20 protein-coding genes are annotated in these 26,037 nt (G+C 62.6%); 13 read left to right on the forward strand and 7 right to left on the reverse strand.

Going from position 1 to position 26,037, the window contains the following annotated elements:
• The first annotated feature begins 92 nt into the window (after positions 1 to 92).
• Positions 93 to 236 carry a hypothetical protein gene (locus ACFOW7_RS07715; RefSeq protein WP_378162792.1) on the forward strand — a complete coding sequence of 48 codons (144 nt, stop codon included), beginning with the start codon at positions 93 to 95 and terminating at the stop codon, positions 234 to 236.
• 1,153 nt (positions 237 to 1,389) lie between these two features.
• Positions 1,390 to 4,134, forward strand: coding sequence for a collagenase (locus ACFOW7_RS07720; protein ID WP_378162794.1), 2,745 nt, complete (start codon positions 1,390 to 1,392; stop codon positions 4,132 to 4,134).
• Positions 4,135 to 4,659: 525 nt separating this feature from the next.
• Here ACFOW7_RS07720 and ACFOW7_RS07725 read toward each other — a convergent pair.
• Positions 4,660 to 5,412, reverse strand: a complete 753-nt coding sequence (locus ACFOW7_RS07725; RefSeq protein WP_378162796.1) for a helix-turn-helix domain-containing protein — start codon at positions 5,410 to 5,412, stop codon at positions 4,660 to 4,662.
• Positions 5,413 to 5,526: 114 nt separating this feature from the next.
• Here ACFOW7_RS07725 and ACFOW7_RS07730 point away from each other — a divergent pair, with 114 nt between their 5' ends.
• Positions 5,527 to 6,279, forward strand: a complete 753-nt coding sequence (locus ACFOW7_RS07730) for a ceramidase domain-containing protein (RefSeq protein WP_378162798.1) — start codon at positions 5,527 to 5,529, stop codon at positions 6,277 to 6,279.
• Between the two features lie 83 nt (positions 6,280 to 6,362).
• On the opposite strand, the gene ACFOW7_RS07735 is transcribed toward ACFOW7_RS07730, so the two are convergent.
• The gene (locus ACFOW7_RS07735; RefSeq protein ID WP_378162801.1) at positions 6,363 to 7,220 is read right to left on the reverse strand and encodes a hypothetical protein; all 858 of its coding nucleotides are present in this window, start codon (positions 7,218 to 7,220) and stop codon (positions 6,363 to 6,365) included.
• Between the two features lie 220 nt (positions 7,221 to 7,440).
• Here ACFOW7_RS07735 and serS point away from each other — a divergent pair, with 220 nt between their 5' ends.
• Positions 7,441 to 8,724 (forward strand): serine--tRNA ligase, encoded by a 1,284-nt coding sequence (serS, locus tag ACFOW7_RS07740; RefSeq protein ID WP_378162803.1) that lies wholly within the window; start codon positions 7,441 to 7,443, stop codon positions 8,722 to 8,724.
• Positions 8,725 to 8,928: 204 nt separating this feature from the next.
• Here the strand turns inward: serS and ACFOW7_RS07745 are convergent, their stop codons facing one another.
• Positions 8,929 to 9,249 carry a DUF2917 domain-containing protein gene (locus ACFOW7_RS07745; RefSeq protein ID WP_378162805.1) on the reverse strand — a complete coding sequence of 107 codons (321 nt, stop codon included), beginning with the start codon at positions 9,247 to 9,249 and terminating at the stop codon, positions 8,929 to 8,931.
• A 97-nt stretch (positions 9,250 to 9,346) separates the two neighbouring features.
• Between ACFOW7_RS07745 and gcvA the strand changes: the two genes are divergently transcribed.
• Together gcvA and ACFOW7_RS07755 are read left to right on the forward strand one after the other, a co-directional pair.
• The gene (gene gcvA / locus ACFOW7_RS07750; RefSeq protein ID WP_378162807.1) at positions 9,347 to 10,243 is read left to right on the forward strand and encodes a transcriptional regulator GcvA; all 897 of its coding nucleotides are present in this window, start codon (positions 9,347 to 9,349) and stop codon (positions 10,241 to 10,243) included.
• Positions 10,244 to 10,315: 72 nt separating this feature from the next.
• Positions 10,316 to 12,517, forward strand: a complete 2,202-nt coding sequence (locus ACFOW7_RS07755) for a patatin-like phospholipase family protein (RefSeq protein WP_378162809.1) — start codon at positions 10,316 to 10,318, stop codon at positions 12,515 to 12,517.
• 266 nt (positions 12,518 to 12,783) lie between these two features.
• On the opposite strand, the gene ACFOW7_RS07760 is transcribed toward ACFOW7_RS07755, so the two are convergent.
• Positions 12,784 to 14,115 carry an alpha/beta fold hydrolase gene (locus ACFOW7_RS07760; protein WP_378162812.1) on the reverse strand — a complete coding sequence of 444 codons (1,332 nt, stop codon included), beginning with the start codon at positions 14,113 to 14,115 and terminating at the stop codon, positions 12,784 to 12,786.
• A gap of 160 nt (positions 14,116 to 14,275) precedes the next feature.
• On the opposite strand from ACFOW7_RS07760, the gene rarD reads away from it, so the two are divergent.
• The 5 genes from rarD to ACFOW7_RS07785 all read left to right on the forward strand — a co-directional run bounded on the left by rarD (position 14,276) and on the right by ACFOW7_RS07785 (position 19,753).
• The gene (rarD, locus tag ACFOW7_RS07765; protein ID WP_378162815.1) at positions 14,276 to 15,166 is read left to right on the forward strand and encodes an EamA family transporter RarD; all 891 of its coding nucleotides are present in this window, start codon (positions 14,276 to 14,278) and stop codon (positions 15,164 to 15,166) included.
• A 176-nt stretch (positions 15,167 to 15,342) separates the two neighbouring features.
• The gene (locus ACFOW7_RS07770; RefSeq protein WP_378162817.1) at positions 15,343 to 15,810 is read left to right on the forward strand and encodes a (2Fe-2S)-binding protein; all 468 of its coding nucleotides are present in this window, start codon (positions 15,343 to 15,345) and stop codon (positions 15,808 to 15,810) included.
• Complete coding sequence (locus ACFOW7_RS07775) at positions 15,807 to 17,975, forward strand: xanthine dehydrogenase family protein molybdopterin-binding subunit (RefSeq protein ID WP_378162819.1); 2,169 nt, start codon at positions 15,807 to 15,809, stop codon at positions 17,973 to 17,975. Before ACFOW7_RS07770 ends, ACFOW7_RS07775 begins: the two co-directional genes overlap by 4 nt.
• Positions 17,975 to 18,997, forward strand: coding sequence for an XdhC family protein (locus tag ACFOW7_RS07780; protein WP_378162821.1), 1,023 nt, complete (start codon positions 17,975 to 17,977; stop codon positions 18,995 to 18,997). Before ACFOW7_RS07775 ends, ACFOW7_RS07780 begins: the two co-directional genes overlap by 1 nt.
• Positions 18,998 to 19,120: 123 nt before the next feature.
• Positions 19,121 to 19,753, forward strand: coding sequence for a nucleotidyltransferase family protein (locus ACFOW7_RS07785; protein WP_378162823.1), 633 nt, complete (start codon positions 19,121 to 19,123; stop codon positions 19,751 to 19,753).
• Between the two features lie 324 nt (positions 19,754 to 20,077).
• On the opposite strand, the gene ACFOW7_RS07790 is transcribed toward ACFOW7_RS07785, so the two are convergent.
• On the reverse strand, positions 20,078 to 21,451 hold the full coding sequence (locus tag ACFOW7_RS07790) for a phosphomannomutase/phosphoglucomutase (protein WP_378162825.1): 1,374 nt from the start codon (positions 21,449 to 21,451) through the stop codon (positions 20,078 to 20,080).
• Positions 21,452 to 21,489: 38 nt separating this feature from the next.
• Complete coding sequence (locus ACFOW7_RS07795; RefSeq protein ID WP_378162827.1) at positions 21,490 to 22,491, reverse strand: YheT family hydrolase; 1,002 nt, start codon at positions 22,489 to 22,491, stop codon at positions 21,490 to 21,492.
• A gap of 589 nt (positions 22,492 to 23,080) precedes the next feature.
• Here ACFOW7_RS07795 and ACFOW7_RS07800 point away from each other — a divergent pair.
• Entirely contained in the window at positions 23,081 to 24,376 is a 1,296-nt protein-coding gene (locus ACFOW7_RS07800; RefSeq protein ID WP_378162829.1) for a peptidoglycan DD-metalloendopeptidase family protein, read from the forward strand.
• A gap of 149 nt (positions 24,377 to 24,525) precedes the next feature.
• Here the strand turns inward: ACFOW7_RS07800 and ACFOW7_RS07805 are convergent, their stop codons facing one another.
• Positions 24,526 to 25,068, reverse strand: coding sequence for an RNA polymerase factor sigma-70 (locus ACFOW7_RS07805; RefSeq protein WP_378162831.1), 543 nt, complete (start codon positions 25,066 to 25,068; stop codon positions 24,526 to 24,528).
• A 198-nt stretch (positions 25,069 to 25,266) separates the two neighbouring features.
• Between ACFOW7_RS07805 and ACFOW7_RS07810 the strand changes: the two genes are divergently transcribed.
• Positions 25,267 to 25,974 (forward strand): hypothetical protein, encoded by a 708-nt coding sequence (locus ACFOW7_RS07810; protein ID WP_378162833.1) that lies wholly within the window; start codon positions 25,267 to 25,269, stop codon positions 25,972 to 25,974.
• Positions 25,975 to 26,037: the final 63 nt, after the last annotated feature.

Here is a 26,037-nt window from a genome sequence, read left to right on the forward strand (position 1 = left end):
CTAGCCGTCATGCCGGCATCAGCCGGTATGACGGCCCGCAGCAAAGCGGCAGCGGGCTCCCCGCCGTCTCGTATAACCAGGAGGAAAAAATAATGAATGTCACGATTTGGATACTGACTTGGATAGTGAAGCACCTGTCGCGCAGCGATGCCACGCTCCACAGCGCTGACGAACCGCTCCGGCAGGAACCGACGGGCAGAACCCAGTCTGTCGCCACCACCTTCCGTTACTTCTAAACAAGCTGCGATGCCCGGCATCGCCCACCAGATCAGCCAAGACCCCCCGGGTCTTAGCCATGCGGCCGGAACGACCAGTGATCCGACCGCAGCCAAGCAGCAATACCGCGCCCCTGGCGCGGACCGTTTCGATAAGTTGGGAATAGGTGTTTTGATGATTTAGGCAGCACTTGTTACTGCCCGCCTCCAGCGCGGCAGCCTGGCTGCGGAGCGGAATCACGGTACCGCGTGATCTCCACCCCGCTGGCCGGGAGGTTGACCCGGACAGTACCGCGTCCGAGTCACCCTCCGATAAGACTCGAAATATCTGGCGATGAAGTAGGTAGGTACGACTGACCGCGTGAAACCGTAGCACGCGGCAACGAGAGCAAGATGACGGCACCGCGTCGCTTTCTCCCAGCGGAGCTGGCCCAGCCAGCACCATGCTGGACCATCAGAGGAATCACTTCAGCAATAGATTTTGATAACAGCGGAATCACTTCTTATCCATTAAGCAGAAAAGCCATACGATCGCGTATGGCTTTTCTGCTTGTAGACAGGACCGACACAGCAAGCAAAATACAAATTTTAGGAAAAATGTCCGCAAGCTATAATCGCCATTAGGTAAAAAATTAAAAATATCTTCAGCATCCTGTATCTGACCACCCTATCCTCGGACCACTCAATTTTGCCGCCATCGCACCACCTACTTTCCATCTCCTCCCTCCTCAGCACCTCCCTTGCACGGGCAGACAATAATCCGGCCAATTGGCGAGCCTCAGATGGACGCTTATTGGCTAGTTTATGGGCCATCCGTGCCATTTTTGGCAAAAAATATCGCCTATCCATATGCAAAATGGATAGCCAACACCCAGGACAAATCAATAGAATGCCGCACTGTAAAGGCGTCAGTGTTTGCTGCGCCGACTGATACCACGCTTTGCTGCATACCCCAGACGGTACCCAATGCTTCTCGTCCCGGTTCCTTTTCCGGGAAAGGCGGACGAGTCAGGCGCTACAACCGTCGTTTCTCACCCGTTTGTCAGGTTTTGACCCGCCGGGTCGTGCCGATTGTTTTCGGTCCCGGAGCGGCAGGGGGTTACGCAAGCGTTATGACATCCACATTGCCGTGATTGACGGCAGTGAATAGTTACATTCCATAGGAGTTTTTACTGTGTCCGTCCGCTTCAGCCTGACCCCGATTGCCCTGGCGCTGGTCAGTAGCCTGGCCGTTCCGGCCTATGCCCAGACCGTTCGTGTTGCCGACTTCGAACCGGGTCATGCCCGGCTTGAAAATCCTGCACGCCCCACGCTGAACGCCCCGCAGATGCTGGCTGAACCGCGTGCCAACCAGTTCTCGGCCAGCCTCGACTGCAACGCAGTGGCCACCATGTCGCCCGCGAACCTGGTCAATGCGCTGCGCAATGCCGACAACCGCGCCTGTGAAAGCCATTTCTACAATGTCAGCGGCCGCACCGCTGCCAGCCTGTTCGAAGCCAATAAGGTGATCGCCGTCGCCGACGCGCTGACCAGCGAATCGCGCAGCTACCGCGGCGGCAAGAGCCCGGCGGTCTACAACCTGATCGCCTATCTGCGTGGCGCCTACTATGTGCGCTACAACCGCCCCGACGATATCGTCGACTTCGCCCCGACTGCCAATCCGCGCGTGATTGCCGCGCTCGACGCCATGTTCGGCAATGGCGCCCGCTTTACCCTCGACGACGATACCGACAGCATCATGCGTGAATTCTGGACCCTGGCCGCCAGCAATGGCCTGGGCGTCCAACGCCGCTATGTCCATCACGCCGTCGACCTGCTCGGCCGCTTCGACAAGACCTGGCTGGAAAAGAGCCGTGGCGCCCAGGTCTACGCGGTTTACAACATCTTCTTCCAAGGTTCGTTCAACGAAGACTACCGCGAGCTGATGAAGACCGACCGCACGGTCATCGACGCCCTGTCGCGCTTCTACGACAACCATCAGTGGCTGCTCGGTACCGCCGACCAGGTCATCCTGTCCAACGCAGTGCTCGAAGGCAGCCGTCTGCTGGGCCTCGAAGGTCAGAAGGAAAACGCCAGCGCCTTTATCCGCAAGGTACTGCACCAGCAGCAGAACAATGGCGTGCCCAACGCCCTGTGGATCAACGCCGCCAATGCCGTGGAGAACTACGACAAGGCAAACTGCGCCAACTACGGCGCCGGTGTGTGCGACTGGAAGAACACCACCATCAACGCCGTGCTCAAGGTCAACCATACTTGCAGCCCGACCATCCGCATCCGCGCTCAGGAACTGACCCGCGCCCAGCTCGACGACAGCTGCGCCAAACTCAGCCGTGAGGAAAAGCTGTTCCACAGCACCTTCGGCACCAGTGGCCGTCCGGTTGCCGATGACAACAACAGCGCCCTGGAACTGGTGGTGTTCAAGGACAACGCCAACTATGTGAACTACGGCGGTCCGCTGTTCAATTTCGATACCAATAACGGCGGTATGTATCTGGAAGGGGATCCGAGCAAGCCCGGCAACCAGGCCCGCTTCTTTGCCTATGTCGCGACCTGGATCACCGACCGCTTCCAGATCTGGAACCTCGAACACGAATACGTCCACTACCTCGACGGCCGCTTCAATATGTACGGCGACTTCGGTGCCTCGGGCAGCGCCCCGGTCACCTGGTGGGTCGAAGGCGTGGGCGAATACCTGAGCCATCAGCAGGACTACCCCGAAGCCGTCGAACTGGCCAAGAAGGGCAAAGTGCCGCTGTCGACCATCTTCGGCAACAGCTACGAGTCCGGCCAGGACCGCGTCTATCGCTGGGGCTATCTGGCCACCCGCTTCATGATGGAACAGAAGCGCAGCGTGGTCGAAGCCATGCTCAAGCAGTGGCGTACCGGCAAGTACGACGCCTATGCCGCCGATCTCGAACGGCAGAAGTACAACTACGACAACGAATTCAGCGCCTGGCTTGATGTACTGATCAAGAACGGCGGCGTCACGCCGACTCCTACGCCGACGCCGACTCCCACGCCGACGCCGACCCCCACACCGACGCCGACCCCCACACCGACGCCGACTCCCACACCGACGCCGACCCCCACACCGACGCCGACCCCCACGCCGACGCCGACTCCCACACCGACGCCGACCCCCACGCCGGATTCCGGCCTGGTGATGCCGACCACGCCCGATCTGCGCGTGACCGAGTCCAATGGCAGCCGTGGCGACGCCAGCATCATCAAGACGCTGTCGAAGCTGCTGAACCAGCAACTGCAAGGCAGCCAGAACGCCAACCGCGTGCTGCTGGTCAACGGCGGCGGCGCTTCGTTCAACTTCCTGCCGCTGTCGCGCAAGGCGAAGAGCGGTGGTCTGTCGGTCAGCGCCGAGCATGACGGCCGCTTCGTGCTGGTCGATGACGGCTACGAGACCGTGATGTCCACCATGCTGCCCGACCCGGCAGCGCTCGCCAGCTACCTGCGCAGCAAGGTCGATCGCTCGGCCAAGGTCGAAGTGCGCAACGATGGCAGCATCCGCCTCAACTACAGCGGTCGCACCTATCAGTACGCTGCCGACTGGATGTATGTCACCCAGCAGGACCGTCAACCCGAGATGAGTTCCGCCACCCAGGACGGCACCCGCAGCTTCCGCGACAGCAACGGCCGCACCACCCGCCTGCTGCCCGCCTTTGCCGATACCCGCAGCCTGGTGGCCGAACTGAAGGCGCTCGACCCGTGGGTCAAGGTGATGCGTGAAATCGACGCCTCGATCGTCGTCACCTTCGGCAACAGCACCCGCTTCACCCTGCAAGCCGATCCGGAACTGATCGACGTACCGAGTGAACATGCCAACGACGGCTGGTGGCTCGACAACGGCTGGCTGGTGCTGCGCAACGGCGACGGCAAGACCGCCCAACGCTTCACCGTCCGCTAAGCGATCAAGGCGGCCTTGGCCGCTAAAATCGGACGACCGGCAGTAAAGACGATGCCGATCCCTATCACGGGATCGGCATTGTTTTTTGGACCCGCCGGTTTGCGGCCTGAGCCACTACTCCCTCTCCCTGGTGGACGAAGAGAACCTACGCCGTTCAGCCTTTGCCGCCATTTTCAGCAGAAATCTGCCGGACACCGCCAACAAGACAATGCCGATCCTTTTCGGGAAATCGGCACAGAGCTGGTTGGGCGGGATAACGCATTTCCAGCCAATTCGGCGTCAGCGTGTCCGGACCTCAAAGCGCAGGCGTACAGCGCTCTACCAGGCTTAGCGGCGACGCCGATCGAAATGGGAGGGCGCTCGCCAGAGAAGCCAGCCGATCCGGATACAGCGCATCAGGTTCAGTCCGATCGACCAGCGCCCCAGAGGAAGGTGCGAAGAATTGTCTGCAGAGACCCTCAGAATATATTCATGCATTTTCAGTTTAAACCCGCACTGAATGAGGCAATTGTTTTTCATATTATTTTATTTTTTCTCACCTTCTTTTCTGCGCATCTTCAGGAATGCCGCCGGCTCCCAACTACGCTGCGCCAGTAACAATACGGTCCCCTGGCGCGATTCGGGCGGGGCATCGAGGCATTCCTGATGCAGTTCAGCCGCTTCCTGTACCAGGCGCCGCAGTTTCTGCTGCAAGCGCCGCTGGGCATCCTGGGTCAGCATGCCGCTGACGACATGCAGTGCTTCACCGATGCCATCGAACGGTGCACGCAGAAAGTCATCCTGGGCGTGCTCGCGGAAAAAGCGGTGGATCGGGCCATCGGGCAGCCAGGAGAAATCGCGCGCCACCCGAGGTTTCACCCGATTGCCGGGCAACAGGTCGATCAGACCGAGCCGGTCGAGCCGTACCAGATAGCCGATGCATTCGGCCTCTTCGATCTGGTAGTCGCGCACAATGCGCGCCATCGGCCAATGATTGAGGGCACAGACCGCGACCAGCAGCAGCCGCACATCGGCGGCCAGCTCGCGCTCCTGGGTCTCGGTCAGCCGATGCACCGTGGCGCGGCCGAAATCGGCTTCGCGCACCAGATCGCCAAGTTCTATATCGAGCAGTGTGCAGATCTGTTCGAGCCGCTGTAAGGTGAAGCGCTCGCCTGAGAACAACCGTTTGACGCTGGCTTCCGACAGATCGAGTTCGGGAGCCAGCCGGGCGTAGGTCCAGCCGCGTGCCTTCAGCAGGCGCTTCATGGCCAGAATCAGAGGATGATGGGCTTTTTTCATCAACAAAGTATCTACATACGATACTTTCAATGTCAAGAAAGCTCATATCCAGCACAATAGTTTCATAAATCATCAACAGCCGACAAGCTGGCGCATCTTCTCAAGGAGCGCGCCATGAGCCATCTTCGTTCCCACCGACTGCCGCTGTTTGTGGGCGTCCTCGTTCTGATTGTCCTGCTGTTCCATGGGCCGATTGTTCAACCGACCAACTATCACGATTTCGCCGATGACCGTCGTTGGCTTGGCATCGACCATGCAGCCGATGTGCTGTCGAATCTGGGTTTTCTGCTGCTGGGCGCCTGGGGAATCCATCATCTGCGCCGAACCGGTCAGGCGGAGCAAGCGGGTGATCTGGCTTGTCGCCTGTTCTGCGTGGCACTTCTGCTGACGGGCCTGGGTTCGATCTGGTATCACCTGGCTCCCGACAACCAGCGTCTGATCTGGGACCGCCTGCCGATCGCCTTCGCCTGTGCCATGCTGCTGGCCGCCACACTTGGCCGGCGACTTGACGTTGCCGGCTCACGGCTGCTGACTTCGCTGCTGACGCTGCTCGCTGTCGCGACGGTGGTGTGGTGGCGGCTCAGCGACGATCTGCGTCCTTATCTGCTGCTGCAACTGACGCCTTTATGGCTGATTCCGCTGTGGCTATGGCAACAGCGCGCCCCGGCCGCCGAGCAAGCGACCTTTGGCGCTGCGGTGCTGCTTTATGTGGCGGCCAAGCTGGTCGAAGTGTATGACCATGCCTTGTTCGAGAGTCTGAAGGTAGTGAGCGGACACACCTTAAAGCATCTGATCGCCACGATTGCCGCTGCGCTGATCGTGCGCCAGGCAGTCAGGGCACATCGCCAGCGTCACGTATCGGCTTGATAAAGACGCAATCCAGCATCGCCGTGACCAACAAAAACGGGGAGGACGCTGATCGTCCTCCCCGTCTGCTTATCACTTCCCCCTCAAGCCTGTAGATTCAGCAGCGACGCCGCGCCACGGCTTCCACCCTGGCTGTCGCGGCCAGCTGCCACACCCTGGCCATTGAGATCGAAGGCGCCAAGATCGGCCAGCCCTTCGATACCGGCCACATCGCGCGCCCAGATGCGCAGTTGGCCCATCATCTCGTCCATGCTCTTGAGCCAATCGGGCTTGTCGGCGTCCTTGTCCTTGCCGGCCTCGACCATCTCAGCGGCGTTTTCCTGCAACTTGGCCAGCAGTTGGCGCAGATTGCCGCCTTCGCCGGCACCCTGCATGCCTTGACGGTCGAAGTTCAGTTCAAGCGGCTGGTCGGTTTCGATCCGGGTCTGTTCGCTCTTGAGCGACAGGCGGGCGATGCTGATTTCAGCCTTGAATTCGAGCTGACGGCCGTCTTCGAGCTTGATCGTGCCCGATGCGCTGAAATGCAGCGCTTCCTGTTCGAAATCGATGGCGCGATGCTCGAAACGGGCAAGGCCACCCTGGCTGCTCAGGGAATCCGAGCTGAGCTGGACGCGGTCGCGCTGATAGTTGAGATCGGCTTTGAAATTATCGATGGCGAGGCCGCCATCGCTGCCCTGGTCGGCCGCCTTGACGCCGAAGCCGCTGAGCGTGGCGCCCAGGGCCTGGCCCAATAGATCGCGCCAGGGTAACTCGCCGACGGCGGCACTGAGATCGTCCAGTGCCGCCAGGGCTTGGGTAGGGGTGCTGAGATCGACCCGGCTGGCCTGGTCGCCGGAGGTGGTTTGTCGGGGGGTATCGCGCTGCTGGGTGGAAGAGCGCTCCATGTCAAAGCGCGGCAGCGTCAGATTATTCAGCGCAGAGCTTAGGGAATTGATCGCCATCGTTCTGTCCTCCATTGCGTAGTGATCGGTTATCGGCTGCCGGTTTCACCTCTTGAAACCGTCCGTCAGACCCCGGGCGAGTGAAGCCATTGGCGCTTGGCAGGGAAGGACGTATGCTCGTCGGTTCGCTTTCACAAACATCCATTCGTTATATCGAACGGATATTCGCTATAGCGAACAACCGTTAAAATGCCGAGACGAATTTCTAAGAAAGAGCGCCATGCTTGATATCCAGCTACTTCGCACCGACCTCGAAGCCGTGGCCGAGCGCCTGTCCGCTCGCGGCTTCAAGCTCGATACCGCCACCTTTGCTGCCCTCGAACACGAGCGTAAATCCTTGCAGACCCGTACCCAGGAACTGCAAGCCAAGCGCAACAGTTCCGCCAAGCAGATCGGTATCGCCAAGTCCAAGGGCGAAGACGTCTCGGCCATCATGGCAGAGGTCGGCGGTATCGGCGAAGAACTCAAGGCCTGCGAGGCTTCGCTGGCTGCCTTGCAGGAAAAGATCAACGACCTGCTGCTCTATATCCCCAATCTGCCGCACGAATCGGTGCCGACCGGCAACGACGAGCGTGACAATGTCGAAGTCCGCCGCTGGGGCACGCCGCGCCAGTTCGACTTTCCGGTGCGCGACCATGTCGATGTCGGCGGTCCGCTCGGCCTCGATTTCGAAACCGGCGCCAAACTGTCGGGTGCCCGCTTTACCGTGCTGCGCGGCAATATCGCCCGTCTGCACCGCGCGCTTGCCCAGTTCATGCTGGATCTGCAAACGCGCGAACACGGCTACACCGAGCTGTACACGCCGTATATCGTCAATGCCGAAGTGCTGTACGGCACCGGCCAGCTGCCCAAATTCGCCGAGGATATGTTCAAGGTGGAAAAAGGCGGTGATGAAGACGCGGCGGCCCAATACCTGATCTCCACCTCGGAAATCACCCTGACCAACACGGTGCGCGACTCGGTCCTCAAGGCCGACGAGCTGCCGCTCAAGCTGACCGCCCATTCGCCCTGCTTCCGCTCGGAAGCCGGCTCCTACGGCCGCGACACCCGGGGCATGATTCGCCAGCACCAGTTCGAAAAGGTCGAAATGGTGCAGATCACCCATCCGGACCATTCCTACGCCGCCCTCGAAGAAATGGTCGGCCATGCCGAAGCGGTGCTGCAAAAGCTGGGCCTGCCCTATCGCGTGATCACCCTGTGTACCGGTGATATGGGCTTTACCGCCGCCAAGACCTACGATCTGGAAGTCTGGCTGCCGGCGCAGAATACCTACCGCGAGATTTCGAGCTGCTCCAACTGCGAAGCCTTCCAGGCGCGGCGGATGCAGACCCGCTTCAAGAACGAGCAAGGCAAGAACGAGCTGGTCCATACCCTGAACGGCTCGGGCCTGGCAGTCGGCCGGACCTTGGTGGCCGTGCTGGAGAACTACCAGAACGCCGATGGCTCGGTCAGCGTACCCGAAGCGCTGCGGCCTTATCTTGGTGGTGTGGAACGACTGGGCTGATTGGGCTCGCGCCCGAGCCGTCGCTGAAAAAGCGCAATCTTGGGTTCGTCCCTGCCACCCAGTGAGCATCCAACAGGCTTGGATGCCAACGCTGAACCATCGCCCCAGCAAAAAACCTCGCCCAAGTCGTCGTGGCGAGGTTTTTTATTATTCATCTAATGAATGCTTTAACTCTGGCACTGATTTTTCAGAAAATTTTACTGATCAACCAACTGCCGTGCAGTCGCACTCACGCTGTGCCGGACGGCCGCCCAGTTCATGCCACAGCCGGGTAAACCAGCCGACTGTCGGCGCAGCAGGTTTCACCACCCGGACTTCGGCATTGGCCAGTCCTTCGACCACCGTGCAGCCATTGCCATGGAGCACATAGCGCTCGCCGGCAGCCAGCCAGTGGTCATCGCCACCTTGCTCGGTCAGCCAGAGCGAGCCGCTCAGGCATTCGATCACCGTTCCATCGATACTGCGCAGACTCAGCACCTCGGCGCGTTCCAGACGGCGTTCAAATTCGATAAAATCATGCAGCATTTTCATTCTCCTTCTGCCTGGCTGGCTAGTTCATGAGGCTGATTTTGCTGGGAATGCAGCTTTACAACAAACGATTGTTTTTCAGCGGAATAGTGAATTGAATTCAACATTTGAAAAACCGGTACGCCTGCCCTCGCTGGTGGCGCTGCGGGCCTTCGAAGCCACTGCCCGGCTGGGCGGCGTGGCACGCGCGGCGGCGGAATTGTTTGTGACGCCCAGCGCCGTCAGCCATCAGATCAAATCGCTCGAGACCGAACTGGGCATGACCCTGGTGGTGCGGCAAGGACGCGGCATCGTGCTGACGGCCGATGGCCGCCGGGTCGCCGCCGCCGCCGGAGATGCCTTTGCGGCGCTCAGTGCATCGCTGGCAGCCTTGCGGCGCGAATGCGAGCGGCCCCGAGTGGTCGTCACCGCCATGCCCTCCTTCGCCGCCCGCTGGCTGACCCCACGGCTTGGCCGCTTTATCGAAGCCCATCCCGAGATCGAACTGCGTATCCAGACCTCGCAGACCGTCGAGCATCTGGCCGCGCAAGGCATGGATCTGGCGATCCGCATGGGCCTTGGCAACTGGCCCGGCGTTCATTCCCGACCGTTCATGAATGATTCGCTGCTGGTGGCAGCCCGCCCCGACCTGGCTGGCGGCCTGCCCCGCTGCCCGACCGAACTGACCCACTGCACCCTGCTTGGCGCCGATGGCGAACCCTGGCCCGAATGGCTGGCGCAGACCGGGGTGAGCGGGGACAGTCCGCTGCGCGAGGTGACCTATTCCGACTCCGGCATGGTGGTGCAGGCAGCGCTCGATGGTCAGGGGGTGGCGCTGACCCGGCGCTCCCTGGTTGGCGACGAATTGCAGCGCGGCCGGCTGGTGCAGTTGTTCGGCCAGGAATTACCGCTGGAGCGCCGCTATTGGCTGGTGACGCCCGAGCCGCCGCCCTACCGCCCGGCCGTGGCCGCCTTTATCGACTGGCTGGAGCAGGAGAAGCTCCAGCCTTGAGGCCCGCGCCGGTGTGGCCGGCGTTCCGACTTGTTTTGCCGCACTGTGCGGCTACTGATCCCGGAGTTTCCGATGAGCCTTTCCCGCCGCTGTCTGCTCGCCAGCCTGTTGAGCCTGCTGGCGCTCAGCGCCACCGCCGAGCCGACCCCGCCCAAGACCGAGCGGCCGCGCGTCGCCCTGGTGCTGGGCGGCGGCGGAGCGCGTGGACTGGCCCATGTCGGGGTGCTCAAGGTATTGGACGAGGCGCGCGTACCGGTCGATTGCGTGATCGGCACCAGCATGGGCGCCCTGGTCGGCGGCGCTTACGCCGTCGGCCACAATGCAAGCCAAGTGGCCGAACTTGCCCGCAATACGCGCTGGCATGAAATGCTCAATGCCACGCCGCAGCGGCAGAACCGCACGATGCAGCACAAGCGTGATGACCATCTGAGCCTGATCGATCTGGAAATCGGCCTCAGCGACCAGGCAGAATTCAAGCTGCCCAAGGCCGCCATCGGCACCCACAAGATCGATCTGCTGCTGCGCCAGATCGCCGGCAATACCGACCTCAACAGCTTCGATGGGCTGCCGCTGCCGTTCCGGGCCATCGCCGCCGATCTCGAAACCGGCGATATGGTGGTGCTGTCGCGCGGCGATCTGGCCGAAGCGATGCACGCCAGCATGGCCGTGCCCGGTTTCTTCCCGCCCGTCGAGCGGGCCAGCCGGGTGCTGGTCGATGGGGGGCTGGCGCGCAACCTGCCCGTCGATGTCGGGCGTGGCGTCTGCGGTGATGTGGTGATCGCGGTCAATGTCGGCTCGCCGCTGATGCGCCGCGACGAGGCCAACAATGTGCTCAGCATCTCGGAACAGGCGCTGCGGGCGCTGACCCAGCGCAATGTGGACGAGCAGCTCAAGCAGCTCAACCAGCGCGATATTCTGATCCAGCCCGAGCTGGGCGCCTTGCAACCGACCGATTTCACCAACCCCGATGCCGCCATCGCGGCCGGCGAGACCGCCGCCCGCAACGCCCTGCCTCGGCTCGCGGCCTTGTCGGTCGAGCCCGAGCGCTACGCCGCCTGGCGGCGCGAGGTCGAGCAGCAGCGCCCCACGCCGACCATCAGCGCGGTGGACGTTCAGCCCACCCGCTTCGTCAATCCACAGGTCCTCAAGGAAGCGGTCGAGGTCAAGCTGGGGCAGGTGCTCGACCTGCCGAGCTTTCATGAGCGGCTGAGCCGGATCTGGGCCCGCGGCGACTTCGAGCAGCTCTACTATCAGATCAAGCCGACCGAGCAGGGCCATGTGCTGGTGCTCGAACCCCGCGAGAAATCGTGGGGACCGAGCTATCTCCAGTTCGGCATCGGGCTGCGCAGCGATTTCGAGGACGACTCGGCTTTCGTGGTGCTGGCCCAGTATCGCCGCACCTGGCTCAACAGCTTGGGAGGCGAACTGACCCTGCGCGGGCAGGTTGGCGAGAACCGCGGGCTCAGCGCCCAATGGCATCAGCCGCTGCGGCTTGACGGTGAGCTGTTTGTGACAGCGCGGGCCGATAGCCGTAACGATCCGCTGGCGTTCTACGCCGACCGCAAGCGGCTGGCCGAATACCGTGACGCCCATTCACTGTTCGGCCTCGACATCGGTTCGGCCTGGCGGCGCTGGGGCGAAGTGCGGCTGGGGGTCGAAGCCAGCCACCGCCGCCTCAAGCGCACCACTGGCGACGAGATTTTCGAGCGCGAAAAATTCAACGAGGCGGGCGCGCGCTTCAGTCTGACCTACGACCAGCTCGACGACGCCCGCAACCCGAGCCAGGGCCTGTATGGCCGGGTGGCGCTGTATCACTCGCTGACTGGGCTTGGCGCCGATCAACGCTATTCGCTGTTCAATCTGAATTGGCGCACCGCCGCCCGGTTCGGCCATTGGGTCGGCCAGGCCGAATTCGAATACGCCGCCTCGCTCGACGCTCCGCTCTATGCCCGGCCGGCCCTGGGCGGGCTATTCCGGATGTCGGGCTATCGGCAGAACGAACTGCGCGGCGAACGACTCAGCTTCGGCCGCTTGCAGATCACCCGCGACGTCACCCGCCTCGCCCCGCTGCTCGGCAATGCCGCGTTCTGGGGCGTGTCGCTCGAAACAGCCCATCTATGGGGCATGGAACACCAGACCACCACCTCACGCTGGTTCGGCTCGACCGCACTGTTTGTCGGCAGCGATACCCGCTTCGGCCCCGCCTATCTGGGCATCGCCCTCGATGAGCATGGCAAGGCGCGGGCTTATCTGAGTATCAATGGACAGTTTTGAGGAAGACGGGGCGGAATGGAATTCGAACAGAAAAATTCTGAATATACTCCGCAATACAAAAAGCCATATATAAAACAAAAATAAATTTTTCTGCACAATCAACACCTCGCAGGTGCGCTAGGCCGAAGGTCGTGACACACCAGTCCTCACTGACGATCGAGCAACAGCACATGACGGAGGCTAGGTGCTGTGTCTGGGTTGGATTTAACCGGACACACGCGATGAAGTCTGGGGAAGTTGGACGCCACTTTTAACGAGAAACCGGCTCAGGCCCCGACGTGCATCAATACCTGCCGTCCACCGGAAGCCTCGACCCGGCGCGCCAGTTCAGCCAAGGCAATCAGGCTGCCGACCATCCGGTCGCGCTCCAGCGCCTCGCCGCCCAGATCGAGCACCTTGGGACCGCAGCGCAATACGGCCGCCCAGGCTTCGCACAATTCGGCCGCCCGCAGCGCCGTGTCGCCTTCAAGCACCGTCAGCCCCCAGCGATTGAGCCCCTGCCAGGGTTCGGCGCGGGCAGGGTTATGGGTCGGCAGCCAGGACAGGCTGGCTTCGAGATGGCCAATCAGGGCATCGGGCAACTGGACCGTATCGGTCCGCTCGGCCGACCAGCCATACGCGGCAAGATCGGTCGTGGCAAAGCCCTCACCGACCCGTGGCGGCAACTGATCGGCGGCAAAGGCGTAGAAATCATGCTGCGTGCGTGGCGGGGCGACTTCGGTCAGGTCCTGCCGCAGGAATGCCTCCACCACATCGATCTGGTCTGCATGCATAAAGGTCGGCGCATGCCCCACCCCATCGAAATCGACCCACTGGGCGCGCGGCCCACGTTCGCTCATGGCGCAGGCGGTGTCCGACGAGATCAGATCGGATTCGACACCCCGGGTCAGCAGGGTCGGGCAGGTGATGCGCTCGTAGAACGGCCACAGATCGACATCCTTGCCGCTAAAGGTGCGACGGAACGGCTCGGCGATGGCGGGATCGTAGTTGATCCGCCAACCGACCTCGGCGCGGCGCAGCATGATGTCGCACAGAAAACCCCATTCGGCTTCGCTATGTGGCCCGAACGGCGCCGAAATCTGCCGGATATAGTGCTCGGCCTCGGCCCGATCGGTGAATACCGGCGCCTTGCCGACATAGTCGCCGATCCGCTGCAAGGCAACCGCAGACAGCACCGGCCCCACATCGTTGAGCACCAGACGCCGGATCGGCGTGCCTGGCAGCGAACCCAGCAACATCCCGATCAGACCGCCCATCGAGGTGCCGATCCAGGCCACCTGCTCGACTTGCAGATGGGCCAGCAGCACCAGCATGTCCTGCACATAGAGAGGAAGCTGGTAGCCCATGGGATTACGCAGCCAGTCGCTGTCCCCGCGCCCCAGCACATCGGGGCAGACCACCCGGAACCGCCGGGACAGTCGATGGGCCAGACGTTCGAAATCACGGCCGTTGCGGGTCAGGCCATGGGCACAGATCACCACTTGGGGATTGTCAGGCGCGCCCCATTCACGGAACGCCATGCGGTACACGCCCTCCTCACGGCCACACAGCACATGGCCCTGACGGTCGCACGGTAAGCCGGGGGCGAAATCGGACATGGCGAAGCTCCTGTCGAGGGCGGTGTGTCCCCACTATAGGAAAAACCACCGCGCCGTTGGTCTAGCCGGTACAGTACGCCAGCGCTGCTGTGCACCGTACCGTGTATAAGTCAGCGCATCCGTGCAAGATGACCCCCCAACCCTCTTCCGCGATCCGCTCATGCAAACCGGCATTCTCTACGCTGTCCTCGCTTATCTGTGCTGGGGTCTGCTGCCGCTCTATCTCAAACTGCTGCAAAGCATTCCGGCGCTGGAAATCCTGCTGCACCGGATGGTCTGGTCGCTGCTGTTTCTCTGTCTGGTAGTGCTTATCCGCAAACAATGGGCCTGGCTCGGCCCGGCGCTGCGCGACCCGCGCGTACTGGGCCGTTTTGCCGCCAGTGCGGCGGTGTTGTCGGTCAACTGGTTTATCTATATCTGGGCAGTCAACAGCGGCCGGGTAGTCGATGCCAGCCTGGGCTATTTCATTACCCCGCTGGTCAATGTGATGTTTGGCTATCTGCTGCTGAAGGAAAGATTGCGGCCCGGCCAATGGGGCGCGGTCGGCCTCGCTGCGCTCGGGGTGGTCTGGCTGACCTGGCAGGCGGGCCAATTACCGTGGATTGCCTTGGCACTGGCCGCCAGTTTCGGCAGCTATGCCTTGCTGCGCAAAACCGCCAGCCTGGGCGCGCTCGAAGGGCTGACGCTGGAAACCCTGCTGCTGTTTCCGTTTGCCTTTGGCTATCTGTTCTGGCTGGGCAGCCATGGCCAGAGCGGCTTTGTCGAGGCCAGCGGTGGCGTGAAACTATTGCTGGCGCTGGCTGGTCCGATCACCGCCATTCCGCTGCTGCTGTTTGCCGCCGGTGCCCGGCGCATTCCCCTGTCGCTGCTCGGGCTACTGCAATATATCGGGCCGACCTTGCAGATGCTGCTGGGGATTCTGGTCTGGCACGAACCGTTCGATAGCGGCAAATTGGTCGGCTTTGCCCTGATCTGGTCGGCACTGGCCTGCTACAGCCTGGAAAGTTTCGGCAATGCCCGGCGCCAACGGCTGGTGGCCGAGTCGAGCTAGGTATGCCTACCATTCATATATTGTTACTTGTGCTCAAGAATCAGTCTTGAAAATAGTTTCATGAGACATGACTTTTTCGCATAACTTCCCTGTCTTGCCTTAGTCTGCCCCATCGTCTTCACTGATAGCTGGCGTCGCCGGGAGGCCGGCCGCCATTCGCTCGGGGAGACGAATCGGTGTACGAAATCCATGTCAACGGCCGCGCGCATCAGGTAGACGCCGCCGCCGATACGCCCTTACTGTGGGTATTGCGCGACCATCTCCAACTGACCGGCACCAAATACGGCTGCGGCATGGCGCTATGCGGTGCCTGTACCGTCTGGCTCGATGGCCAGCCCAACCGCAGTTGCAGCATTCCGCTCTCGGCCGTCGGCAAGGCCAAGGTCGTCACCATCGAAGGCGCCGAGGGTCGGGCCACCCAAGCCGTGCAGGCGGCCTGGCAGAAACTCGATGTGGTGCAGTGCGGCTACTGCCAGTCGGGCCAGATCATGTCGGCGGCTGCCCTGCTCAGCCGCAATCAACGCCCCAGCGACGCCGAGATCGACGCGGCCATGGGCGGCAATATCTGTCGCTGCGCCACCTACCCGCGCATTCGGGCCGCCATCCATGAAGCAGCCAAACAACTGCGGGGGCGGCGCGCATGAATCCCGAACTGAGCCGCCGCGATCTGCTCAAGATCGCCTCGACCGGCGCGGCCATGCTGACGCTAGGTCTGTTCCTGCCCGGTCGTCGGGCAGACGCCGCCAGTCTCGCCCCGCTTGAGCCCAATGCATTTGTCCGCATCGACAGCAACGGCCGCGTCACCGTGATCGCCAAGCATCTGGAAATGGGCCAGGGCAGCCATACCGGGCTGGCCACCCTGGTGGCCGAAGAACTCGATGCCGACTGGTCGCAGGTCCAGGTCGAGGGCGCTGCGGCCGATGCGGCCCGCTACCAGAATCTGTTCTGGGGCGGCAGCCAGGGCACGGGCGGTTCGTCCTCGCTGGCCAATTCCTGGAAGCAATTACGTGAAGCGGGCGCCAGCGCCCGGCTCATGCTGGTCAACGCCGCGGCCGAGCGCTGGGGTGTGCCCGCGGCCGAGATCCGGGTCGAGCGTGGCGTCCTGAGCCATCGGGCCGGTCATCGGGCCGGTTTCGGCGAGCTGGTCGAAGCCGCCGCCAGGCAGCCCGTACCCACTCAGGTCAAACTCAAATCACCGGGCGAATTCCGTCTGATCGGCCGTCATGTGCCGCGCCTCGACAGCCGCGACAAAACCACCGGCCGCGCCCGCTTTACCCAGGATGTCCAACTGCTCGACATGCTGACCGCCGTGGTGGCTCATCCGCCGCGCTTCGGTGCCCGCTTGCGCGGTATCGACAGTCAGGCGGCCGCGAAACTGCCTGGTGTGGTCGAAGTGGTGCGGTTCGACCATGGCGTGGCCGTCCTCGGCCGCGATTTCTGGAGCGCCAAAACCGGCCGCGATGCGCTCAAGCTCGATTGGGATGAAAGCGCCGCCATGTCCGAAGGCAGCGCCGAGCTGCTGGCCAGCTACCGTGGACTGGCCAGCCAGCCAGGCGCCGTGGCCCGTCGTCTGGGCGACGCCGATGCCATCCTCAATCGCGGCGGTCGGGTGCTGGAAGCGGATTTCGTGTTTCCGTTTCTGGCCCATGCAGCGATGGAGCCGCTCAACTGTGTGGTCCATCTGCGCCCCGACGGTTGCGAAATCTGGAACGGCGAACAGATGCAGACCGGCGACCAGGCAGCCGTGGCCAAGCTGCTCGGCCTCAAACCGCAGCAGGTCAAGCTCAATATGCTGTACGCCGGCGGCAGCTTCGGTCGCCGCGCCAACCCGGCCGCCGACTATGTGCTCGAAGCGGTATCGATCGCCCGGGCAGCCCGCCATCGCGGCCCGATCAAGATGGTATGGACCCGCGAAGACGATCTGCGCGCCGGCTGGTATCGGCCGCTCTATCTGCATCGGGTCAGCGTCACGCTCGATGAGCACGGCCGGCCGCTGGCCTGGCGCCAGCGTATCGTCGGCCAGTCGATCATGACCGGCACGCCGTTCGAAGCCTTCGGCGTCAAGAACGGCATCGATTCGACCTCGGTCGAGGGAGCGGCCAATCTGGCTTATCAGGTGCCCCATCTGCAAGTCGAACTCCACAGCACCCAGAACCAGGTGCCGGTGCAATGGTGGCGTTCGGTCGGCCACACCCATACCGCCTATTCGACCGAAGTGATGATCGACCAGGCCGCCCGCGCCGCCAGGCAGGACCCGGTCGCCTACCGGCTGGCCCTGCTCGACCAGCATCCGCGCCATGCCGCCGTGCTCAAACTGGCGGCCGAGCGGGCCGGCTGGCAGCGGCCGTTCCAGCAAAAGGGCCCGCGTGGCCTGCGGCGCGGCCGTGGCGTGGCAGTCCATGAATCGTTCGGCACGGTGGTCGCCCAGGTGGCCGAAGTGGCGTTGGCGCGCGATGGCAGTCTCAAGGTCGAGCGGGTGGTCTGTGCCGTCGATTGCGGCATCGCGGTCAACCCCGATGTGATCCGCGCCCAGCTGGAAGGCGGCATTGGCTATGGCCTGGCTGCCATCTTGCACGGCGCGGTAACGCTCGAAGGCGGCCGGGTGCAGCAATCGAATTTCCATGACTATCCGGTGCTGCGCATCAACGAGATGCCCCGGATCGAAGTGCATATCCTGCCGTCGGACCGCCCGCCCAGTGGCGTCGGCGAGCCGGGCGTGCCACCGATCGGGCCGGCGGTGGCCAATGCGCTGGCCCATATCGAGGGCCGCTGGCCCACTGTGCTGCCGCTCAAGACGAGGTCGGCCTGATGGAAGATCCCGAATTCAGCGTGCTGACCCGGGTACGCGACTGGCTCGATACCGGGCATCGGGTCTGGCTGGTCAGCGTGATCGAAACCTGGGGCTCTTCGCCGCGACCACCGGGGGCGCTGCTGGCCGTGCGCGACGATGGCGCAGTCGCCGGTTCCGTATCGGGAGGCTGCATCGAGGACGATCTGATCCGCCGCATCCGCGCCGGCGAATGGCCCGAACGGCCCGAGACGGTGCGCTATGGCGTATCGAGCGAGCAGGCCTTCCGCTTTCGCCTGCCCTGCGGCGGTACGCTGCGGGTGCTGATCGAGCCATTGCACGAGGCATCCTGGCTCACTCCGCTGCTGACCCGGATCAGCCAGCGCCAGCTCGTCACCCGCACGGTCGAGCTGGCCAGCGGCCGGGTGACGTTGAGTCCGGGTCGCCGTGGCGAGCGGCCGGTCTACGATGGCGAGCGGCTGCACTGTCCGTTCGGTCCGCATTGGCGCCTGCTGCTGATCGGCGCCGGCCAGTTGTCGCAATTGCTGGCGCAGATGGCACAACCGGTCGGTTTCGAGGTGCTGGTCTGCGATCCGCGCCCCGGTTATCGCGTCGATTGGCCGACCGGACTTGGCCGCTGGATCGACGGCATGCCCGACGATGCCGTCAGCGCGATCAGCCCCGACCCGCGCACCGCCATCGTGGCCCTGAGCCATGATCCCAAGCTCGACGATATGGCCTTGCTCGAAGCGCTCAAATCGCCGGCCTTCTATGTCGGCGCCCTCGGCTCGCGCCGCCATAGCGCGCTGCGGCGCGAGCGGCTGGCGCTGTTCGATCTGGCCCCGCAGGAAATCGACCGGCTGCACGGCCCGGTCGGCCTCTACCTTGGCAGTCGCAGTCCAGCCGAAATCGCGGTGGCGGTGTTGGCCGAGATGGTGGCGGTCAAGAATGGGGTGGAAGTGCGTCAGCTTCCACCGCCGCTTCCGGCAGACAGTCCGCCCGAACCTGTCGCCTGCGGCATGGGACCGGCCTGTGCAGCCTGAAAGAGGCTGGGCGCCGATCCTGTTCGGTCCGGATGCCCTGTTGCGCAGCGCCGTCGGCGCCAGCCCTTCCTCCCCGCCCCGACAAGGAGCGTGCTTGATGAGCCATCGAATCGGACCCCGTCGATGAATACCGCCGGTCATCCGCCCCTGGTCGGCCTGCTGCTCGCCGCCGGCCGCGGCAGCCGCTTCAGCGCCGCCGCCGTCGAAAGCGAGCGCGACCGTGCCGATTGGGGGCATTGCAAACTGCTGGCACAAATGGCTAACGGCGACCCGGTCTGCGTCGCCAGCGCCCGCGCGCTGGCGGCCAGCGTCGATCGGGTGATCGCGCTGATTCCCTCGATCGACGACGCGCCCTGGGCCGATGGTCTGGGCGCGGTCTTGGCGATCCAGGGCTGCATCGTGCTGCCTTGCCCCAGTGCCCGACTTGGCATGGGGCACAGCATCGCAGCGGGCGTGATGGCCAGCAGCGCCGCCGCCGGCTGGCTGGTGCTGCCGGCCGATATGCCCTGGGTCAGCATCGATAGCTGCCACAAGGTGGCCGATACGCTAGCGATGGGCGCCACCATCGCTGCTCCGGTCTACCAGGACCGACGCGGCCATCCGGTCGGTTTCAGCCGTGATTGCCGGGCCGACCTGCTCAAGCTCGAAGGCGACCATGGCGCACGCAGTCTGTTGCTGAGCTATCCGGTGACCGAAGTCCCGGTCGAGGATGCCGGAGTGCTGCGCGACATTGATTTGCCTACAGACTTGGAGTGATGGGCTGATCGGGCCGATATGAAAATTTCAGGAAATCTGTCTGCAAGACACATAGCGGCATGCAAACGAAAATAAATCCCTACCCGAGACATCCAACCCATTCACCGTGAATTCGGAGTCGGCGTGTCCCGACCTCAAGGCACAGGTCGCAGCCAGCAACCAGGCTTGGCGGCAACGCCGACCCAACGGGCAGTGCACCAGCACTTCCCTTTCCCCTCCCGCGCCCGATCGCAGACCCAGCAACATTTCGTCTACCGGATGTCCAGGCTCACGCCGGACAGGCAGAAACGGCCGAAGCAAGGCAAGGACGTCGATATAGGTGGCTCAGAAGGGCAGCTCGTCGCTCACGGTACGCCGCAGCAGATGGCGGAAGCGGTCCTGGATGCGTTCCAGCGCCGCGCGGTCGTCACCCTCGAAGCGCAGCACCAGCACGGGGGTGGTGTTGGACGCGCGCACCAGGCCGAATCCATCGCCGAAATCGACCCGGATGCCGTCGATATTGCTGATTTCAGCGCCGGGACCGAAATCAGCGGCGGCGCGGATTTTCTCGATCAGCGCCGGCCCCTCGCCTTCGCCGATCGGCAGTTGCAGCTCGGGCGTTGCTTCGGTATGCGGCAGGGCGTTGAGGACGGCAGTCGGGTCATCGACCTGGGACAGGATTTCCAACAGACGCGCACCGGCATAGATGCCGTCGTCAAAGCCATACCAGCGTTCGGCAAAGAACAGATGGCCCGACAGCTCGCCGCCCACCAGAGCGCCGCAATCCTTGATCTTGGCCTTCATATAGCTGTGGCCGGTGCGAGCCATGATGGGCTTGCCTTTGTGTTCCTTGATCCATGGCGCCAGCAGCCGGGTCGACTTGACATCGAACACCACCTTGCCGCCCGGATTGCGGCTGAGCGCATCGGCGGCAAACAGCATCAATAGACGGTCGGGAAACACGATATTGCCTTCGCGGTCGATCACGCCCAGCCGGTCGCCATCGCCGTCGAAAGCCAGACCCAGCTCGGCATCGGTCATGGCGACCGCCTGGGCCAGGTCGCGCAGATTGTCCGGTTTGGCCGGGTCGGGATGGTGGTTGGGAAAGCGACCATCGACTTCGCAGAACAGCCCGCGCACGCGGCAACCGAGCCGGCGGTAGAGCTGCGGCGCGACCATCCCGGCCGCGCCGTTGCCGGCATCGACCACCACACTCAGACGCCGCGCCAGGGTCAGGTCGCCGACGATGCGCTGGTAGTAGGCTTCGCGGATATCGACCGTATCGTAGGAACCGTCGCGCTCGGCGAATTCGCCGCTGCGGCAGCGGGCATAGAGCTGCTGGATCGCCTCACCGGCCAACGTCTCGCCGCCCAGCATGATCTTGACCCCGTTGTAGTCGGGCGGATTATGGCTGCCGGTCAGCATGACGCCAGAACCGGTCTGGAGATGATGCGCGGCGAACCAGACCAGCGGTGTTGCCACCAGCCCCAGGTCGATCACCGCCACCCCACTGGCACGCAGGCCATCGGCCAGTGCCTCGGCCAGCAGCGGGCTCGACAGGCGGCCATCGCGCCCCAGTACCACGCGCGGCTGCTTGCGCGCCAGGGCCTCGCTGGCGATGGCTCGGCCAATCCGGAACATCGCCTCGACCGTCAGCGTCTTGCCGACCACGCCACGGATATCGTAGGCCTTGAAGATAGCGGGGGAAATCTGGCTCACCTTGCAAATCTCCTTATCAATAAGCGCCTGGACAGGGCCTAGGGCATAGCGAGCCCATCGAGCTGGGCACCGAAGAACGCCATCAGACAGCGCGGCAGCCAGTCGATGCGGCCGGGGAACTGACCTTCGGCGAAACCGACATGACCACCGCGCTCGGGCTGCAGCAGGGTCACGAAATCACTGACCTCGGCAGCACCGGGCAGGGCACTGGCAGGCAGAAACGGATCGTTGCGGGCATTGAGTACCAGCGTAGGCAGGGCAATACGCGACAGCCAGGGCTTGGCGCTGGCGCGTTGCCAATAATCGTCCACCCCATGGAAACCATGGAGCGGTGCCGTCACATGCTGATCGAATTCACGCAGCGTACGGGCGCCCGCCACCTTGGTGGCCGAGACACCCAGCTGCGCCAGCTCCGGCCCGAAACGGCCGAGCTGGCCAAGCGTCTTGGGGCGCAGCGTATTGAGAAAAGCACGGGTATAGACATGCTTGTTGAAACCGCTGCCCAGTACGCTGCCGGCCGCTTGCAGATCGAGCGGCGCCGACACCGCCGCTGCGGCCACGATCAACTGACTGGCCGCCGGTCCATTCTCGCCCAGCCACTTGAGCAGCACATTCCCGCCCAGCGACACGCCCGCCACCACGATAGGCCCGTCATGACGGCTGCGTAGGGTTTGCAGATACCAGGCGATCTCTTCGGTATCGCCGGCGTGATAAGCCCGCGGCCGTCGGTTGGGCAGGCCGCCGCAACCCCGGAAGTGCGGCACCACGCCGCGCCAGCGACGCGCCCGCACCGAATGCATCAAGGCCAGCGCATAGTGGCTGGCCGAGCTGCCTTCGAGTCCATGTAGCTGCACCACCAAAGGCGCATCGCGCGGGCCGTCCAGCCAATCGACCGCGACCTGATCGCCGTCGGGCGTCTCCCAGATTTCACGTCGATAGGCCAGACCAGCCGGGCGCAAGGCCAGGGCTGGATAGATAGTCTCGATATGTCCGCCGACAAGCCAGCGGGAAGGATGGTAGGGAGGCAGGTATGCATGCATGGCTTGCGATTGTAGAAGGGATGTTGCAGTGCGAAAAGCGTCATTCCGGTCCAGTCGAAGCGAGGTTTCAGCCAGCCATGTCCCTGACACGCCAGGCCTTGCCGGTTGGGCTGGCAGACCAGCTGTCTGGCATCAAACTTCGCCGCTTTCCCTAGCTCTGCCGCGCCATTTCGGCGCGCCCTGTCCGCTTTAGCGCGCTTGTACCGCCCTCTGACGACCCACCTCAGCCCGATCCGAGTCCGGTTTTTCCCTTTTCCTTGACCAAGCAAGCGACTGCTTCTGTGCTGCCCGACCGATTTTGGGCAGGAAAATTTCGTGATTTTTCACTAAACGCCTCCTTCCGCACCGATTGTTTCTTGCCGCAAAACCGCAGCCAGCCTGAAAAAGCAGCACTTTCGTACAAAGTTGAACCGGAAAATCTCAATGTTATTTGCATACAAATATGCGTAGGTCATGTATCTTGCACATATGAGCAATTCAAACACCGGCAAAACCGCCGGATCTGAGTCAATGCTCTAGTTCACCGGCCCTAGATTATGCTGCAATCATTTATTAGCAGCGTTCCTGTTGACAGCGTCAGGAGATTTAAATGTCCATGTCGTCCAGCCGTATCTCGCTTCAAGCCGTTCTGATCGCCAGCCTGTTTGCCGGCGCCGCCCAAGCTGCCCCGTCCGCCGAAACCGTTCCGGGTCTGGAGCAGGCTGCCAGCCAGGCCCTCGACCGGGTCGCGCCGCAGGTGAGAGCTGCTAAACAAGGCTTCGCCGATGCCCACGCCGACGAAGCCAACGTCATCGACGTCAGCAAGATCAACAAGGATAAGAATTGGGTACTGGGTACCGTCACCCGTAAGATCGAAGACGGCAAAGACGATGTACCCGTCTCGCGGCTGTTCGTCGCTTTCTGGACCGGCCAGAGCTGGGAAATCGCCCTTGAAGGCGAACAGCTGTTCGGCATCCTGACCAACGCCGCCCCGGCCGATGTGGTCAGCGCCGAAGAAAAGGCCATGTTCAAGAACCAGAGCGCCGTCGCCGCTCAGATGGCCAATCAGGCGCAAAACGTGATGGCCGACACCGGCGGCACGCAAACCGGCCTGAGCCTGCCCTGGGCTGAAGGGGTGTCCTGGTATATGGGCGGTGGCCCGCACGGCAACAGCGGCAGCAGCCGTCCGTTCGACTCGATCGACTTCTCGGGTGGCAACGGCCAGGTGCTGGCCCCGCGCGATGGCCGTATCTACAAGAGCTGTATCAACAGCGGCAGCGCGATCGTGCAACTGGTGCACGACAACGGCTACACCACCCGCTACTACCATATGATCAACCTGCCGAACATCGCCGACGGCACGCTGGTGCGCAAAGGCACCTACCTCGGCACCATCGGCAACGCCCTGCCCTGCGGCGGCTCGTCCACCGGCGCCCACGTCCACTTCTCGCTCAGCATGAATGGCCAGGCCGTGCCGGTGCATGGCAAGGTGATCGGTGGCTGGCAGTTCACCGAAGGCAGCCAGCCCTACGCCGGTTACGCCAGCCGTGGCAGCACCCGTGTCTACCCGGGCTACGCGGTGTACAACTACGGTGGCGGCAGCACCACCACCCCGACGCCGACCCCGACGCCCACGCCGTCGCCGAGCACCAAGCCTGGCATCGTGCGCTCGAACAGCAGCAATATGCTGGTCAATCTGCGCAGCGCCCCGAGCCTGAATGCCTCTATCCTCGGCACCGTGCGCGACGGCACCACCGTGCAGATCAGCTGCTACAAGCTGGGCGACTGGGTGACGGGCATGTGGCAACAGACCAATATCTGGAACCGCCTGAGCAACGGCCAGTGGATCAGCGACGGCTTCGTCGACACCGGCAGCAACAACCCGGTTGTACCGATGTGTAAGTAAGCCAGTGCCGTGCCGGGCAGAACTCAATGTCCTCCCGGCGACTGCTGGACAAACGGTAGTGGAAAAGCAGATGGGCCAGTCAGATGACTGGCCCATTTCTTTTGTTTTCTTTCACATAGAAGCCAGGTCTAGCACATAACAGACCTGTTCTATTTACTCATACCAGATTCGTAGCAAGCCAATGCCGTCTGACACTGGAGATGGGCATCGCGGATCATGAAATTCACCAAGGTCGGCGACACCCCCAGCTGCGCGGCCACCGATTTCTGGGTTTCGCCATCGATCCGATGCAAGGCAAAAGCATGGCGGGTACGCTCGGGCAGGCGGTTGAGCGCGCGCTCCAGCATCGCCAGGGTTTCGCGCTGGATCAGCCGGTTTTCCGGCGAGGGCCACGGACCGGTCAGCCGGGCGATTTCCTCTTCATCACCTGGCTCGTGGTAACGCGACTCAAGCGCGGCGCGGCGGGCACTGTCGATCGCATGGTTGCGCACCATCCGGAACAGATAGTGCAGTGGCCGCTCGATCGGCTGCGCCATATCGAGTTCGCTAAGTTTGATAAAGGCATCCTGGGTCAGCTCCTCGGCCCGCCAGCGGCAACCAACGATACGGGCAGCGGCATCGACCAAGGCACGGCGGTGGTGGATAAAGGCGTCGCGCAAGACAGGGGAGACGGTTTCTTGACCTGGGTACATGACGGTCGGCAGCGAACGAAAGGACACGGCCGACTCTACCGTTAATGATAATTATTATCAACAACTCAGCCGAAATGGGTATTCTTGGCAAAAAGACCGAAGGACCAACGGTAGAAAGGTGGCTGCTATGCTGAAAACGTCGACCCGGTCGGGCAGCCGGCGACCAGGTCACGCCTCGCCACTCCCAGGAGAATCCCCATGACCCTTACCCACCGTCTGGCCCACCCCACCTTCTCTTTTCTACGACTGCTGCTCTCTCTTGTACTGCTTTGCTCGGCCCTGGCCTGGTCTCCCCGCGCCAACGCCAGCGGCAACGGCCTATGGATGGCCGGTAACGACTACTTTGTCCTGATGCAGGACGTCAACAACGGCATCGTGGTCGCCCTACAGGTCCCGCAGACTTATAGCCCGCTGACCGTCTGGGTCGGATTGGCCACCAGCACCGGCATCAGCGTGCGCTCGGTCGCCAACGAAAATGACACGCTGACCGCCAACTACAGCAGCAATACCAACTTGAGCGGGACCAGCGTGATCAATGGCGTCAGTCAGCCCTTCAACGCCAATCTGCTTTATGCCTATGTCGGCAGCACCTACGATGGCGTCTGGCAGAAGACTGCCGCCAACAGTGCTTTTCTGGTCTATCTGACCTTGTCGCTATCGGGCGGGATCCTACCGATCCAGTTCGACGTCACCATCAACCCCGACAAGACCTATACCTATAACCTGTTTACCGGTAGCTACAACCCTAGCACCTATACCTTTACCGGTATCTCGCTGCTGACTCCAACGCTCGGTTCGCGGCTGGTGTTCAACGGCAGCAATCTGGCTGGCACTTATATCACCACCGGCCAGCCGCCTTCGACCACCAGCTTCAGCGCCAATCAGTTGATCAAGCTGGCCAATTAAGGCGCGCCATATCGCAATTTTCAAAATGAGTCAATTGTCATAAACCGATGGGTGCATCACTGT

Source organism: Chitinimonas lacunae (assembly GCF_042650885.1).
Lineage (GTDB): Bacteria > Pseudomonadota > Gammaproteobacteria > Burkholderiales > Chitinimonadaceae > Chitinimonas_A > Chitinimonas_A lacunae.

Coding starts and splice junctions, on each gene's coding strand:
- ACFOW7_RS07745 (WP_378162805.1), bottom strand. CDS start 9,249: ATGCTGCATGATTTTATCGAATTTGAACGCCGTCTGGAACGCGCCGAG.
- ACFOW7_RS07760 (WP_378162812.1), bottom strand. CDS start 14,115: ATGTCCGATTTCGCCCCCGGCTTACCGTGCGACCGTCAGGGCCATGTG.
- ACFOW7_RS07715 (WP_378162792.1), top strand. CDS start 93: ATGAATGTCACGATTTGGATACTGACTTGGATAGTGAAGCACCTGTCG.
- ACFOW7_RS07785 (WP_378162823.1), top strand. CDS start 19,121: ATGAATACCGCCGGTCATCCGCCCCTGGTCGGCCTGCTGCTCGCCGCC.
- ACFOW7_RS07780 (WP_378162821.1), top strand. CDS start 17,975: ATGGAAGATCCCGAATTCAGCGTGCTGACCCGGGTACGCGACTGGCTC.
- ACFOW7_RS07755 (WP_378162809.1), top strand. CDS start 10,316: ATGAGCCTTTCCCGCCGCTGTCTGCTCGCCAGCCTGTTGAGCCTGCTG.
- ACFOW7_RS07725 (WP_378162796.1), bottom strand. CDS start 5,412: ATGAAAAAAGCCCATCATCCTCTGATTCTGGCCATGAAGCGCCTGCTG.
- ACFOW7_RS07795 (WP_378162827.1), bottom strand. CDS start 22,491: ATGCATGCATACCTGCCTCCCTACCATCCTTCCCGCTGGCTTGTCGGC.
- ACFOW7_RS07735 (WP_378162801.1), bottom strand. CDS start 7,220: ATGGCGATCAATTCCCTAAGCTCTGCGCTGAATAATCTGACGCTGCCG.
- ACFOW7_RS07810 (WP_378162833.1), top strand. CDS start 25,267: ATGACCCTTACCCACCGTCTGGCCCACCCCACCTTCTCTTTTCTACGA.
- ACFOW7_RS07800 (WP_378162829.1), top strand. CDS start 23,081: ATGTCCATGTCGTCCAGCCGTATCTCGCTTCAAGCCGTTCTGATCGCC.
- ACFOW7_RS07775 (WP_378162819.1), top strand. CDS start 15,807: ATGAATCCCGAACTGAGCCGCCGCGATCTGCTCAAGATCGCCTCGACC.
- rarD (WP_378162815.1), top strand. CDS start 14,276: ATGCAAACCGGCATTCTCTACGCTGTCCTCGCTTATCTGTGCTGGGGT.
- ACFOW7_RS07730 (WP_378162798.1), top strand. CDS start 5,527: ATGAGCCATCTTCGTTCCCACCGACTGCCGCTGTTTGTGGGCGTCCTC.
- serS (WP_378162803.1), top strand. CDS start 7,441: ATGCTTGATATCCAGCTACTTCGCACCGACCTCGAAGCCGTGGCCGAG.
- ACFOW7_RS07805 (WP_378162831.1), bottom strand. CDS start 25,068: ATGTACCCAGGTCAAGAAACCGTCTCCCCTGTCTTGCGCGACGCCTTT.